The sequence below is a fragment of the Streptomyces sp. NPDC001796 genome (genome assembly GCF_042892355.1).
Classification (GTDB): domain Bacteria; phylum Actinomycetota; class Actinomycetes; order Streptomycetales; family Streptomycetaceae; genus Streptomyces.
Genome location: NZ_JBIAUC010000021.1, coordinates 70,179 through 82,986, shown reverse-complemented (window position 1 = coordinate 82,986; position 12,808 = coordinate 70,179). Strand labels below are relative to the sequence as shown.

Here is a 12,808-nt window from a genome sequence, read left to right as displayed (position 1 = left end):
GCCGGTCGCCGCTGCCGGGTCTAGGCTGGAAGAGGACCACCGGACCAGGGAGGTTGGGACCGTGCCCTGGAACCTGAACGGGACCTACCTGGAGAGCTGCAACTGCGACGTGGTGTGCCCGTGCACCACGTCGGGCCTGACGGCGCCCGCCGACCACGAGCGGTGCCAGGTGACGTTCGCCTTCCACGTCGAGCGCGGGCAGGTCGACGGAGTGGACGTGTCCGGCCGCAGCGTCGCCGTCTTCGTCGACGCGCCCCGGGTGATGGCCGACGGCGGCTGGCAGGTGGCGCTGTATGTCGACGAGTCGGCCGACGACGGCCAAGCCGAGGCTCTGGGCAGGGTGTTCTCCGGACAGGCGGGCGGGCCGATGGCGGCACTCGTCCCCCTCATCGGCGAGGTTCTCGGCATCGAGCGTGTCCCCGTCGCCTTCCGTGACGACGGCCGGCGCCACTCGGCGCGGGTGGCCGATGCGATCGACATCGAAGTCGAGGACCAGGTCGCCCCGCAGTTCGGCGAGGACGGACCGGTGATGCGGCTGACCGGCATGTTCCACCCGGCGAACAGCACGCTGACGATCGCCCGCTCCACCCGGGCGGTCGGCGAGGGCGTGTACGGCCGGTCATGGGACTTCACCGGCGGCAACGGGCACGCCGCACCCTTCACATGGTCCGCGTGACGGACGTCGCAACCGCTCAGCGGCGCAGGCTGCGCCCTGCCGGGCTGCTGCTGCTCGCGGCGGCCGGCGCCTGGGCATGGATCGTGGGGCGCTGGCGCGGCATGGGGGCCATGCCCGGCACGATGGGACTGGATCCGGTCGCCTTCCTGCCCGTGTGGACGGTGATGACGGCCGCGATGATGCTGCCCGCCACCGCCCCCGTCGCCGCCCTGTACGGGCGCACCATCCGCGCGCACCGGACTCCGCGCGTGATCACGTTCACTGCGGGCTATCTGCTGGTGTGGGCTCTCGCCGGGTTGCCCGCCTACGCACTGGCGGCCGTCACCGCCCGGGCGGCGGGCGCGCATGCGTCCACCGCCACCGCGGTCGCCGCCGCCGTCTTCGCGGTCAACGGCGTCTACCAGCTGACCCCCGTGAAGGAGCGCTGCCTGGCCAGATGCCGCTCGCCGATCGGGCTCGTGCTTCGCTACACGTCACACCCGGGGGCGGCCCGCGATCTGCGCGCCGGAGCGCACCACGGCGCCTTCTGCCTGGGCTGCTGCTGGTCGCTCATGGCGCTGCTGGCGGCGTTCGGCATGATGAACCTCTGGGCCATGGTGGGCCTGGCGGCGGTCCTGACCACCGAGAAACTCGCTCCGGCAGGTCTCCGGACGGCCAGGGTCGTGGGGATGACCTCCATCGCCCTGGCCATCGCCGTCGTGTGGGTCCCGGATCTGGCGCCCGCACTGGTCGGCAGCCGCATGGGAGCGGGCTGATCCGGCCCCGAGACGCCCGCGCGAGCGGGTCGCAGCCGGCCGTCGTGAGTCGCGGACAGCAGGCCGGGTGGTGATGCGCAACGAATCGCCGCCCCACCCCTGCCGGACGCAACGATTCGCTCATCGGCGCGCAACGGCTCCTTCTTGTCGGGCCCAAGGCGCCGACCGTACCGTCTAATCGACCCCCGAACCCCTTTCCGCACCGGTGGAGAACACGCATGCGCACCGCCCTGCTCCAGAGCTCCGGACGTCCCGGATCGGTCGGCGAGAACCTCAAGGTCCTCGACCAGGCCGCGGGGCGCGCCGCCGTCGCGGGCGCCGGGCTGCTGGTCGCACCGGAGATGTTCCTCACCGGGTACGCGATCGGCGGTGACATCGCCCGCCTCGCCGAGCCCGCCGACGGCGACTCGGCGGACGCGATCGCGGAGATCTCCTCCCGGCACGGTCTCGCGGTCGCCTACGGCTACCCGGAGCGGGACGGCGAGACGGTCTTCAACTCCGCCCAGTTGATCTCCGCCGACGGCACCCGCCTCGCGAACTACCGCAAGACCCACCTGTTCGGCTGCTTCGAACGCGACCACTTCACCCCGGGCGACCAGCCCGTCGTCCAGGCGGAACTCGACGGTCTGCGCGTCGGCATCATGATCTGCTACGACGTCGAGTTCCCGGAGAACGTCCGCGCCCACGCCCTGGCCGGCACCGACCTCCTGGTCGTGCCCACGGCGCAGATGCATCCGTTCCAGTTCGTCGCCGAGTCCCTCGTGCCGGTGCGGGCCTTCGAGAACCAGATGTACGTCGCCTACGTCAACCGCGTCGGCCAGGAAGGCGAGTTCGAGTTCGTCGGGCTCTCCACCCTGGCCGGTCCGGACGGGATCGCGCGGGCCAGGGCCGGCCGTGTCGAGGAGCTGCTCCTCGCCGACGTGGACCCCGTCCACCTCGCCGCCTCCCGCGAGGCGAACCCGTACCTGAAGGACCGCCGCCCCGGCCTCTACGGGGCCCTGGTCTGATCCCTCAGCCTTCCGAGCCTCCCCCCAGTTCTTTCCGTGCAAGGAGTCCGTACCCCATGACGTCCACGGTGCCCAACGCCGTCGAGCACGCAGACGAGCAGCAGCCGCCGATCACCATGTTCGGCCCGGACTTCCCGTACGCGTACGACGACTTCCTCGCCCACCCGGCGGGCCTCGGCCAGATACCCGCGACCGAGCACGGCACCGAGGTCGCCGTCATCGGCGGCGGCCTGTCCGGCATCGTCGCCGCGTACGAGCTGATGAAGATGGGCCTCAAGCCCGTCGTGTACGAGGCCGACCAGATCGGCGGCCGGCTGCGGACGGTCGGCTTCGACGGGTGCGACCCGTCGCTGACCGCCGAGATGGGCGCCATGCGCTTTCCGCCGTCCTCCACGGCCCTGCAGCACTACATCGACCTGGTGGGCCTGGAGACGAGGCCGTTCCCCAACCCGCTCGCCGAGGCGACCCCGTCGACCGTCGTCGACCTCAAGGGCGAGTCGCACTACGCCGAGACGATCGACGACCTCCCGCAGGTCTACCGCGACGTCGCGAGCGCCTGGAACCGGTGCCTGGAGGAGGGCGCGGACTTCTCCGACATGAACCGCGCCATGCGCGAGCGCGATGTCGAGCGCATCCGTGAGATCTGGTCGAAGCTGGTCGAGAAGCTCGACAACCAGACCTTCTACGGCTTCCTCTGCGAATCCGAGGCCTTCAGGTCCTTCCGGCACCGCGAGATCTTCGGCCAGGTCGGCTTCGGCACCGGCGGCTGGGACACCGACTTCCCGAACTCCATCCTGGAGATCCTGCGGGTCGTCTACACCGAGGCCGACGACCACCACCGCGGCATCGTCGGCGGTTCCCAGCAGCTGCCGCTGCGTCTGTGGGAACGCGAGCCGGAGAAGATCGTGCACTGGCCGCACGGGACCTCCCTGAAGTCCCTTCACGTGAACGGCGAGCCCCGCCCCGCCGTGACGCGGCTGCACCGCACCGCGGGCAACCGGATCACGGTGACGGACGCGAACGGCGACATCCGCACCTACCGGGCGGCGATCTTCACCGCGCAGTCCTGGATGCTGCTGTCCAAGATCCAGTGTGACGACGCACTGTTCCCGATCGACCACTGGACGGCCATCGAGCGCACCCACTACATGGAGTCCAGCAAGCTCTTCGTGCCCGTCGACCGGCCGTTCTGGCTCGACAAGGACGAGGAGACCGGCCGTGACGTCATGTCGATGACGCTGACCGACCGGATGACCCGCGGGACGTATCTGCTCGACAACGGACCGGACAAGCCCGCCGTCATCTGCCTGTCGTACACCTGGTGCGACGACAGCCTGAAGTGGCTGCCGCTGTCCGCGAACGAGCGGATGGAGGTCATGCTGAAGTCGCTCGGCGAGATCTACCCGAAGGTCGACATCAGGAAGCACATCATCGGCAACCCGGTCACCGTCTCCTGGGAGAACGAGCCCTACTTCATGGGCGCGTTCAAGGCCAACCTGCCCGGCCACTACCGCTACCAGCGGCGCCTGTTCACGCACTTCATGCAGGACCGGCTGCCCGCCGACAAGCGGGGCATCTTCCTCGCCGGCGACGACATCTCCTGGACGGCCGGCTGGGCCGAGGGCGCCGTGCAGACCGCGCTCAACGCCGTGTGGGGCGTCATGCACCACCTCGGCGGCGCGACCGACCCGGCCAACCCCGGCCCCGGTGACGTCTACGACGAGATCGCACCCGTCGAACTCCCCGAGGACTGAGCCCTCCCGGGGCGGTCACACCCCGGCCGCCCGCGCCTTCTCGTACACCTCCGCGGCGACGTCCTTGAGCTCCTGGGCGTCCCGCGGGGTGCCCTGGAGGTCGACGAGGATCTCCTCCAGACCGATCGACGCGTGCGCGACCAGGTCTTCGACGATCTGGTCGGCGCTGCCCTGGAAGGGGCGGCGGTCGGCGCCGTCGTAGGCCTTGGCCCGGTACTCGGCATTCACGCGCAGGACCGTCTGGATGGGCTCAGGACGGCCGCGCTCGGCCGCCAGGTCCTGCAGTTCCTGCCACTGGGTGGCGATCTGCTCGACGCCCATGCCCACCGGCAGCCAGCCGTCGGCGTGGTCGACGAGCCGGGTCAGGGCCTTCCTGCTGCTCGCGGCGAGCAGGATCGGGATCGGCCGTGCGGGCTTGGGGCCGACCACGGCGGACGTGATCTTAGTGATACGGCCGTCGTAGCGCACCGGGTCCGGGCCCCACACGGCGCGGCACACATCGATCACCTCGTCCAGCACCTGGCCGCGCTCATTGATCGGGCGGATGCCCGCGGCCGCGTACTCGTCCAGGGACCAGCCGGTGCCGAAGCCGGCGATCACCCGGCCGCCGCTCGCCGCGTCCAGCGAGGCCAGGGCCTTGGCCAGCTGGAACGGCTGGTGCAGCGGGGCGACCAGCACGCTCGAGCCGAGCCGGGCCCGCTCGGTGGCCGACGCGGCCAGGGTGAGGGTGACCAGGGGATCGGCCACGTTGCGATACGAGTCCGGCCAGGGGAGGCCCTCGATGCCGTACAGGCCCTGACCGGCGGGCTCCGGGTACAGGGCCCGCTCGTACACCCACAGGCTCTCATAGCCGATCTGCTCGGCGGTGCGGGCCACGTCGGGCACGTCCTTGCCGATGTGGTACTGCCGGTTCTGCGGAAGGCCGAGTCCGAGCCGGGTCGCCATGCCTGTGCTCCTTTGCAAAGGGGTCTGCGCGGGTCAACCTACAGTGATCTCAAGGGAGTTCCCGGTACGACAGGCGGGGGCGGCCGGATCGGCGCGGCAGTGGCGTGAGCAGCATCCGGCTCGCGAACCCCACCGCGGCGTCAAGGCGCCGTGCGAACTCCTCGGCCACGTTCGCCAGTTCCCGCAGCGCCCACAGGGCACTCGCCGCCGACCAGGCCGCCTCGCGTGCGCGCTCCAGGCTCCAGGCGCCGATCAGATGGGTGAGCGGGTCGGCGAGCTCGAGCAGGTCGGGACCGGGCATGAGGTCTTCCCGGATGCGCTCCTCCAGCGCGACGAGGACGTCGCCCACGCGCTCGAACTCGTCCTCGAGGTCGGCCGGTTCGCAGCGGAGCGTACGACAGGCGTCCACGACGGCGAGCGCCAGGTCATGCCCGATGTGCGCATTGATGCCCGCGAGCGCGAACTGCACCGGCCGTACGCCGGGATGGCGCCGGAACTGGAACAGCGGCCGCCAGCAGGCCGGGACCGGTGCCCCCTCGGCCACGGACAGGTACCGCTCGGCGAACCGGACGTCCAGCGTGACCGCCTGCCGTCGGTCGGCGAAGTACCCCTTGTCCAGGCGCCGGTCGATCTCCTCGGTGACGGCGAGGTAGACCCGGTTGAAGACCGCGACGCCGTCGTCTTCCGGCCAGGTCCCGCCGAGCGCGCGCATGCGTGTGACGACCGTGTCCACTTCCGTCGTGAACTGCTCCAACCGCACCATGAGGGCAGAGTTCCAGCCCTGCGCCGACCGCAGCACCACCGGCCCGCGGGCTTCCCCGGAACGGGGGATGGCACCGATGGGCCATGAGGGGGACAGGGGGATCGGTAGGTGTCCGGCTTACGCATCCGGCGGCCGGCCGAGCGGCGGGCCGCCCGCAGGCGCGCCGCGCGCGGGCGCGGGCGCGGCCATGGTGGGGATGGCGTGGGTGGTGGTCGCGGTGGGCACCGCGGCGGGGATGATGTCCGCGGTCGACGACGGCCGCCGGACCGACCGGGCCCGGCCCGCCGTGACAGGCATCGTCAGGAACGTGTCCGACTCCCGGCGCACCCACCGACCGACGCTGCTGCGTACGGGACAGGCCCGGATCGAGGCCTGTCTGTGCGTGGATCTGCCGGGCGAGTCGGACGGCTGCGCGGAACGCCCGGGACGCTCTCGCCGGCGTACGCCTACGACTTGGCGCGGTGAGCCTTCGCGTCGGCTTCCTTGTCGGCTTCCTCGTCGTAGGCGGAGGTGCCCGAGTCCAGTAGCGGCTCCTGTGCCTTGAGGTGGGCGGGGGCGAACGCCCGCAGCGCGTGGTAGCCGGTGATGACGACCAGGGTGCCCAGTGCGATGCCGCTCAGCGAGAAGTGGTCGGTGAACTTCATGGTGACGTTGCCGACACCGATGATGATGCCCGCAGCGGCCGGGACCAGGTTCAGCGGGTTGCGCAGGTCCACCTTGGCGTGGAGCCAGATCTGCGCGCCGAGCAGGCCGATCATGCCGTAGAGGATGACGGTGATGCCGCCGAGCACCCCGCCGGGGATGGCGGCCACGACCGCGCCGAACTTGGGGCAGATCCCGAACAGCAGGGCGAAGCCGGCCGCGGCCCAGTAGGCGGCGGTCGAGTAGACGCGGGTGGCGGCCATCACGCCGATGTTCTCGGAGTACGTCGTGTTGGGCGGGCCGCCGACCGCGGTCGAGAGCATGGAGGCGACGCCGTCGGCGGAGATCGCCGTGCCCAGCCTGTCGTCCAGCGGATCGCCGGTCATCTCGCCGACCGCCTTGACGTGCCCCGCGTTCTCCGCGACCAGCGCGATCACCACGGGCAGGGCGACCAGGATCGCGGACCACTGGAAGGACGGTCCGTGGAAGTGGGGCAGGCCGATCCAGTCCGCCTTGCCGACGCCGGACAGGTCCAGGCGCCAGTGGTCGGTGGGCTTTCCGCTCGCGTCCACCGAGTGGATCTTCCCGAAGACGCGGTCGAACAGCCAGGAGATCCCGTACCCGAACACGAGCCCGAGGAAGATGGCGATCCGGGACCAGAAGCCGCGCAGGCACACCACGGCCAGCCCGGTGAACAGCATCACCAGCAGTGCGGTCCACTGGTCCTGCGGCCAGTACGTCGACGCGGTCACCGGCGCCAGGTTGAAGCCGATCAGCATCACGACCGCGCCGGTCACGATCGGCGGCATCGCCGCATGGATGATCCGCGCCCCGAACCGCTGGACCGCGAGGCCGACGAGGAACAGCACGATGCCCACGACGAACACCGCGCCGGTCACGGTGGCGCTGGTGCCGCCCTGCGCCCGGATCACCGCGGCGACACCCACGAAGGACAGTGAACAGCCGAGGTAGCTCGGTATCCGGCCGCGCGTCGCCAGCAGGAAGATCGCGGTGGCGACGCCGGACATCATGATCGCCAGGTTGGGGTCCAGGCCCATGAGCACGGGCGCCACGAACGACGCACCGAACATGGCCACGACGTGCTGGGCGCCGAGCCCGCTCGTGCGGGGCCAGGAGAGGCGTTCGTCGGGACGGACGACCGCTCCGGGCGCGGGCGTGCGCCCGTCACCGTGCAGCTTCCAGCGCACGCCGAGGTCCATGGTGCAGCTTCTCTTTCTCTGTACATGAAGAACTGTCCGAACCATTGTCACCGGCACCAGGCGGTCCTACGCTCGCATGGTTCCACTCATGAACTGCGTTCACATGGATGATCGGAGCCTTGATGAGTGCACGCCCCCGCCTGGCCGCCCTGCTGGCCGCTGCGACCGTCTTCGCGGCCGTCCTGACTCCCGCCGCGTCCGCCCACGCGGCACCGAAGGTCCCCGGAACCGCCGTCCTCGACGGCACCCGGCTCCAGCAGAACAGAATCCGGCTCGACCACGGAGACGCCGGGCTGCGCGGCGCGGTCAAGGACCTGACCGCGCGAGCCGACGCCTGGCTCGACCAGGGCCCCTGGACGGTCGTCGACAAGCCGAAGCCCGCACCCGGCGGGGACGTCCACGACTACCTCAGCCAGGCCCCCTACTGGTGGCCCACCCGGCCGAGGACCGCCGACAACCCCTGGGGCTGCCCCTACGAGCAGCGGGACGGACAGCGCAACCCCGAGGTCGACACCGGCACCGACCGCCAGGACGTGGAGAAGGTCTTCGACTCGACCTACGACCTCTCGCTCGCCTGGTACTACACGGGCCGGAGGAGTTACGCCGAAAAGGCCGCCCGGATCCTGCGCACCTGGTTCCTCGACCCGGCCACGAAGATGAACCCCAACCTGAATCACGGGCAGTTCATCCCCTGCAAGTACGACGGCCGAGCCATCGGCATCATCGACTTCTCGCAGTCCTACACCAGCGTCCTCGACGCGATCGCCATTCTGAACACCGGTGCCCCCGGCTGGACCAAGGGGGACCGGAGCCGCATGCACGACTGGAACGTCGCCTACCGCGACTGGCTGACGGACAGCGCCTTCGGCAAGGAGGAAGGCGCGGCCAAGAACAATCACGGCACCTTCTACGACATGCAGCTCGCCGCCCTCGCCTACGCGACCGGCGACGAACGGCTCGCCCGGGCGACCGTCCTGGACGCCCGTGCCAAGCGCATCGACGCGCAGATCGCCGGTGACGGCGGCCAGCCCCAGGAACTCGCCCGCACGCGCAGCTGGCACTATTCGACCTTCGACCTGGTGGCCTACACACGGCTTGCGGCCATCGGACGCCATGTCGGCGTGAACCTGTGGGCCTATCAGGGGCCCCAAGGACAGAGCCTGTTCAAGGCGGTCGACTACCTGCTGCCCGCCGCGACCGGCGCCGCGCCCTGGACGCATCCGGAGCTGGAGTTCCACCGGTACGCGGCGACCGACGTGGTGCACGCGGCGGCGGACGCGGGGGACGCACAGGCCCAGGAAGCGGTACGCCTGCTTCAGGCACCGCCCGGCGGTGACCTGTGGGCGCTGAGGCCGGCCGCCGAGCAGCTGGACTCGATCGCCGGCTGACCCGTGGGCGGGGCGTCCTGAGCGAGCGCTTACCATGGCTGGGATCAAGCGCCGCAGCGTCGCGAGCGCCTCACCGGGTCAGATCGAGGAGCCCCGCCCGTGACCGTCGAAGCCGATCCCGCGTCCGTGACCGCCGAGACCCGGCCCGCGCCCCTCGTGTCGTATGGCCGGCTGATCCCCGTCACCGTCCACTTCGACGACCTGGACGCCCTCGGACTGCTCCACAACGCCCGCTACCCGGTCATGGTCGAGCGCGCCTGGTCCACCCTGTGGCAGGAGCGCGGCTTCCGCTTCGAGGGCGACTGGGAGGCCGCGGGCGACTTCTGCAACGCCGTCAAGGAGCTGCGGATCAGCTACGAGGCCCCGGTCACCAAGCCGGGCGCGTACGCCGTGCACCTGTGGCTGGAGCGGCTCGGGAACACCGGGCTCACGTACGGGTTCCGGTTCTGCTCGGCCGACGGCACGGTGACGTACGCGCACGGCACCCGGGTCCTGGTCCGGCTGGACGCGGCGACCCTGCGGCCGACGTCGTGGAGCGAGAAGTTCAGGGCCGCGGGCCGGGAACTGCTGCGCTCGGCGGACTGACCTTCGGGCGGTCACGGTCGCCCGCCCGAAGGACGCCCGCGAACCCCGCGAGCCCGCAGGCCAGCACGGTCACCAGGCCGAACGACGCCACCAGGCTCGTTGCCTGGGCCAGCGCGCCGATCGCGCCCGGCGCGACCAGGCCCGAGGTGTACGTGATGGTGGCCACGCCCGCGATGGCCTGGCTCGGGTTGGGGCCGCTGCGGCCGGCTGCCGCGAAGCACAGCGGGACGACGACCGCGATGCCCAGACCCATCAGCGCGAAGCCGCCCATGGCGAGAGCCGGATGGTCGGCGACGACGATGAGCAGCCCGCCGAGCGCGGCGAGGACGCCGCCCACCCGGACGGTGCGCACCGCCCCGTAGCGGTCCACCACCTTGTCGCCCGCGATCCTCGCGAGTGCCATGGTGAGCGTGAAGCCGGTGGTGCAGGCGGCGGCCAATCCGGCGGAACTGTCCAGTTGGTCGCGCAGATAGACCGCCGACCAGTCGAGACTCGCGCCCTCCGCGAACACCGCGCAGAAACCGACCGCACCGATGAGCAGCGCCGACTTGGGCGGCAGCGCGAACCGGGGCGGCGGCTCCTCGTCCTCGGCGGGCTGCAGGTCGAGGACCCAGGTGCAGGCGACGAGACCCAGAACGGTCAGCACCGCGGCGGCCAGGGCGTGGTGCAACCGGGCGTCCGAGCCGAGGTGGGCGGCGAGCGTGCCGGCCGCCGACCCGATCAGGGCGCCGGCGCTCCACAGGCCGTGCAGTCCGGACATGATCGACCTGCCGAGCCGGTTCTCCACCTCCACGCCGAGCGCGTTCATCGCGACGTCCGCCATGCCGGCCGAGGCGCCGTAGACGAACAGGGCCGCGCACAGGGTGAGCAGATCGGGGGAGAGGGAGGGCAGGATCAGGGACAGCGTCCACAGGGAGAGCAGTCCGCGCAGCGCCGTCCGGGCGCCGAACCGGTGGCTGATCCGGCCCGCGAGCGGCATCGCCAGGGACGCGCCGAGCGCGGGGAACGCCAAGGCGATGCCCAGCTGGCCGGCGCTGACGTGCGCGTGGTCCTGGATCCAGGGCACGCGGGTGGCGAACGAGCCGGTGACGGCGCCGTGCACGGCGAACACCGCCGCCACGGCGTACCGGGCGCGCCTCACCTCTTGTCGGCTCGCTTCGCTCATCTCGCTCATTCTCGGGCCCCTCCCGGCGTTGTCCTCCCTGCGCGCCGACGTAAACTATCAGGAACCCTGCCTGATAGATAGGGACCAGAGGCCGTGCCGGAGCGGCGCGGTGGCCGATCTGGAAGGATCCCGGCATGCCCGCATCCCCGAGCACCGCCCGGGCCATCAACGACCGGCTCGCCCTGCGTCTGCTGCAGCAGGAAGGCCCCTTGACGGCAGGGCAGTTGAAGCAGCTGACCGGACTGTCCCGGCCCACGGTCGCCGACCTCGTCGAACGGCTCACGACCGCCGGGCTGATCGCGGTGGTGGGGGAGTCGGGCGAGCAGCGACGCGGCCCGAACGCGCGGCTGTACGGGATCGTCGCCGACCGCGCCCATCTCGCTGCCCTGGACGTGCGCACCGAGAGCGTTTCCGTCCTGGTGTCCGATCTGCTGGGCGGGGTGCTCGCGGAGGCGTCCGTGCCGATCGGCGGCGACACCGGCACCGGGCCGGCGGTCGAGCAGGCGGTGCTGCTGGTGGAGCGTGCCGCGAAGGAGGCCGGCGCCGACAGACTGCACACGGTCGGGATCGGGGCGCCCGGGCTCATCGAGCCGACCACCGGTGAACTCCGCGACTCCGCCGGCCTGCCGGAGTGGCACCGCCGCCTGGTCGCCGCGCTCCAGGAGCGGCTGCCCGCCCGGGTGATCGTCGAGAACGAGACCAACCTGGCGGCGCTGGCCGAGCAGCGCGAGGGCGTGGCGCGGGACCGCGACACCTTCGTCCTGCTGTGGCTGGGTCATGGCACCGGCGCGGCGGTGGTCCTGGACGGCGCACTGCGCCGCGGCGCTTCGGGCGGCACGGGCGAGATCGGCTTCCTGCCGGTCCCGGGCACCGCCACCCTGCCGTCGGCGACGGACTGCGAGGGCGGATTCCACTCCTTGGCGGGGGCAGCGGCGATCGTGGAACTCGCGGGAGAGCACGGGTTGACGGCGGGGCGGGCTGTGCGCGAGCTGCCGGCGGCGGCCCTGGTGCGGGGCGCGGTCGCGGCGGTCGCGGCGGGCGGCGGCAGCGGGGTGGGGGACGTGCCCCCGGCCGAGCGGGCTGACCGCTTCCTCGACGCCCTCGCCGACCGGCTCGCCATCGGTGCCGCCTCCGTCGCCGCCATTCTCGACCCCGGCTGTGTCGTGCTCGGGGGTGAGGTCGGGCAGGCGGGCGGGGACGTCCTCGCCGCGCGGGTCGCGGAGCGTCTGGTCCGCGTGTCACCGCTGGCCACCGAGGTGCGCGCGAGCACGCTGGGTGGCGGCGCGGTCCTGCGGGGAGCGCTGCTGACGGCACGGGACGGAGCCCAGGAGGAGCTGTTCACGCCGCCCGAGCGATAGGTGCCCGTACTGCGAGAGGCGGCCCGTACTGCCGTGCCCATGCCATCCCCAGGCCCGGCGGCGGGCAAGGGCCTTCGTCACCGCCGCCGGGCCGTTCGGGGGCGACGCACCGCGCCGCGAGGGCCGACCCTAGGCGAGCTGGATCATGCGGGTCAATAGGTATGGACCAATCTCAAGTTGCTTTTGTGGTGCGCCTGTTGCCGCCGTGGCGACAAGGGCGGGTGGGCGCCTGCCGTCGGAGATGTCCAGCATGTGAACATGTGAGGCACCACACAGCAGTTCACCCGGTTGACCGGCGATCAGTCGTGGCACACTGAGGCTGTACCAGAAGCAGCGCACTCCGGGGTCGGTGAAAGTCCGAACCGGCGGTTACAGTCCGCGACCCGGTCGCTTCCAGCGGCCGGTTGACCAGGTGAAATTCCTGGACCGACGGTTAAAGTCCGGATGGGAGGCAGTGCGCGGCGGGCGGGCATTCGTGCGCGCCGCCGTCTCGGCTCGTCCATGCGGACGAGGCCCGTCCGGCGTCGCCCCCGGTGTCCTCGCTCGTGTC

12 protein-coding genes and 1 riboswitch are annotated in these 12,808 nt (G+C 71.5%); of the genes, 7 read left to right on the top strand and 5 right to left on the bottom strand.

Annotated elements, in window-relative coordinates:
• The first annotated feature begins 61 nt into the window (after positions 1–61).
• From ACFYZE_RS30415 to ACFYZE_RS30400, 4 genes are all read left to right on the top strand, one after another.
• On the top strand, positions 62–676 hold the full coding sequence (locus ACFYZE_RS30415) for a DUF1326 domain-containing protein (protein ID WP_389000993.1): 615 nt from the start codon (positions 62–64) through the stop codon (positions 674–676).
• The gene (locus ACFYZE_RS30410; protein WP_389000990.1) at positions 673–1,431 is read left to right on the top strand and encodes a DUF2182 domain-containing protein; all 759 of its coding nucleotides are present in this window, start codon (positions 673–675) and stop codon (positions 1,429–1,431) included. The genes ACFYZE_RS30415 and ACFYZE_RS30410 overlap by 4 nt, the downstream gene beginning before the upstream one ends.
• A 218-nt stretch (positions 1,432–1,649) precedes the next feature.
• The gene (locus ACFYZE_RS30405) at positions 1,650–2,438 is read left to right on the top strand and encodes a carbon-nitrogen hydrolase family protein (protein ID WP_389000987.1); all 789 of its coding nucleotides are present in this window, start codon (positions 1,650–1,652) and stop codon (positions 2,436–2,438) included.
• Positions 2,439–2,494: 56 nt separating this feature from the next.
• Positions 2,495–4,192 carry a flavin monoamine oxidase family protein gene (locus tag ACFYZE_RS30400; protein ID WP_389000984.1) on the top strand — a complete coding sequence of 566 codons (1,698 nt, stop codon included), beginning with the start codon at positions 2,495–2,497 and terminating at the stop codon, positions 4,190–4,192.
• Between the two features lie 15 nt (positions 4,193–4,207).
• On the opposite strand, the gene ACFYZE_RS30395 is transcribed toward ACFYZE_RS30400, so the two are convergent.
• From ACFYZE_RS30395 to ACFYZE_RS30380, 4 genes are all read right to left on the bottom strand, one after another.
• Positions 4,208–5,137: an LLM class F420-dependent oxidoreductase gene (locus tag ACFYZE_RS30395; RefSeq protein ID WP_389000981.1), complete on the bottom strand. Its 930-nt coding sequence runs from the start codon at positions 5,135–5,137 to the stop codon at positions 4,208–4,210.
• A 49-nt stretch (positions 5,138–5,186) separates the two neighbouring features.
• Positions 5,187–5,900, bottom strand: a complete 714-nt coding sequence (locus ACFYZE_RS30390) for a DUF5995 family protein (protein ID WP_389000978.1) — start codon at positions 5,898–5,900, stop codon at positions 5,187–5,189.
• 117 nt (positions 5,901–6,017) lie between these two features.
• The gene (locus tag ACFYZE_RS30385; RefSeq protein WP_389000975.1) at positions 6,018–6,197 is read right to left on the bottom strand and encodes a hypothetical protein; all 180 of its coding nucleotides are present in this window, start codon (positions 6,195–6,197) and stop codon (positions 6,018–6,020) included.
• 149 nt (positions 6,198–6,346) lie between these two features.
• On the bottom strand, positions 6,347–7,762 hold the full coding sequence (locus ACFYZE_RS30380; RefSeq protein ID WP_389000972.1) for a uracil-xanthine permease family protein: 1,416 nt from the start codon (positions 7,760–7,762) through the stop codon (positions 6,347–6,349).
• A 122-nt stretch (positions 7,763–7,884) separates the two neighbouring features.
• Here ACFYZE_RS30380 and ACFYZE_RS30375 point away from each other — a divergent pair, with 122 nt between their 5' ends.
• Positions 7,885–9,150: an alginate lyase family protein gene (locus ACFYZE_RS30375; RefSeq protein ID WP_389000969.1), complete on the top strand. Its 1,266-nt coding sequence runs from the start codon at positions 7,885–7,887 to the stop codon at positions 9,148–9,150.
• Between the two features lie 126 nt (positions 9,151–9,276).
• Positions 9,277–9,735: an acyl-CoA thioesterase gene (locus ACFYZE_RS30370; RefSeq protein ID WP_389001077.1), complete on the top strand. Its 459-nt coding sequence runs from the start codon at positions 9,277–9,279 to the stop codon at positions 9,733–9,735.
• Here ACFYZE_RS30370 and ACFYZE_RS30365 read toward each other — a convergent pair.
• Positions 9,695–10,900 carry an MFS transporter gene (locus tag ACFYZE_RS30365; protein ID WP_389000967.1) on the bottom strand — a complete coding sequence of 402 codons (1,206 nt, stop codon included), beginning with the start codon at positions 10,898–10,900 and terminating at the stop codon, positions 9,695–9,697. The genes ACFYZE_RS30370 and ACFYZE_RS30365 overlap by 41 nt on opposite strands.
• Before the next feature lie 134 nt (positions 10,901–11,034).
• Between ACFYZE_RS30365 and ACFYZE_RS30360 the strand changes: the two genes are divergently transcribed.
• Positions 11,035–12,258, top strand: a complete 1,224-nt coding sequence (locus tag ACFYZE_RS30360; protein ID WP_389000964.1) for an ROK family transcriptional regulator — start codon at positions 11,035–11,037, stop codon at positions 12,256–12,258.
• 331 nt (positions 12,259–12,589) lie between these two features.
• A riboswitch (FMN riboswitch) is annotated at positions 12,590–12,720 on the top strand.
• Positions 12,721–12,808: the final 88 nt, after the last annotated feature.

Excerpts from the sequence above, each read along its gene's own strand:
- ACFYZE_RS30405 (WP_389000987.1), top strand. The coding sequence starts at position 1,650 with ATGCGCACCGCCCTGCTCCAGAGCTCCGGACGTCCCGGATCGGTCGGC.
- ACFYZE_RS30400 (WP_389000984.1), top strand. The coding sequence starts at position 2,495 with ATGACGTCCACGGTGCCCAACGCCGTCGAGCACGCAGACGAGCAGCAG.
- ACFYZE_RS30395 (WP_389000981.1), bottom strand. The coding sequence starts at position 5,137 with ATGGCGACCCGGCTCGGACTCGGCCTTCCGCAGAACCGGCAGTACCAC.
- ACFYZE_RS30390 (WP_389000978.1), bottom strand. The coding sequence starts at position 5,900 with ATGGTGCGGTTGGAGCAGTTCACGACGGAAGTGGACACGGTCGTCACA.
- ACFYZE_RS30385 (WP_389000975.1), bottom strand. The coding sequence starts at position 6,197 with ATGCCTGTCACGGCGGGCCGGGCCCGGTCGGTCCGGCGGCCGTCGTCG.
- ACFYZE_RS30380 (WP_389000972.1), bottom strand. The coding sequence starts at position 7,762 with ATGGACCTCGGCGTGCGCTGGAAGCTGCACGGTGACGGGCGCACGCCC.
- ACFYZE_RS30375 (WP_389000969.1), top strand. The coding sequence starts at position 7,885 with ATGAGTGCACGCCCCCGCCTGGCCGCCCTGCTGGCCGCTGCGACCGTC.
- ACFYZE_RS30365 (WP_389000967.1), bottom strand. The coding sequence starts at position 10,900 with ATGAGCGAAGCGAGCCGACAAGAGGTGAGGCGCGCCCGGTACGCCGTG.
- ACFYZE_RS30360 (WP_389000964.1), top strand. The coding sequence starts at position 11,035 with ATGCCCGCATCCCCGAGCACCGCCCGGGCCATCAACGACCGGCTCGCC.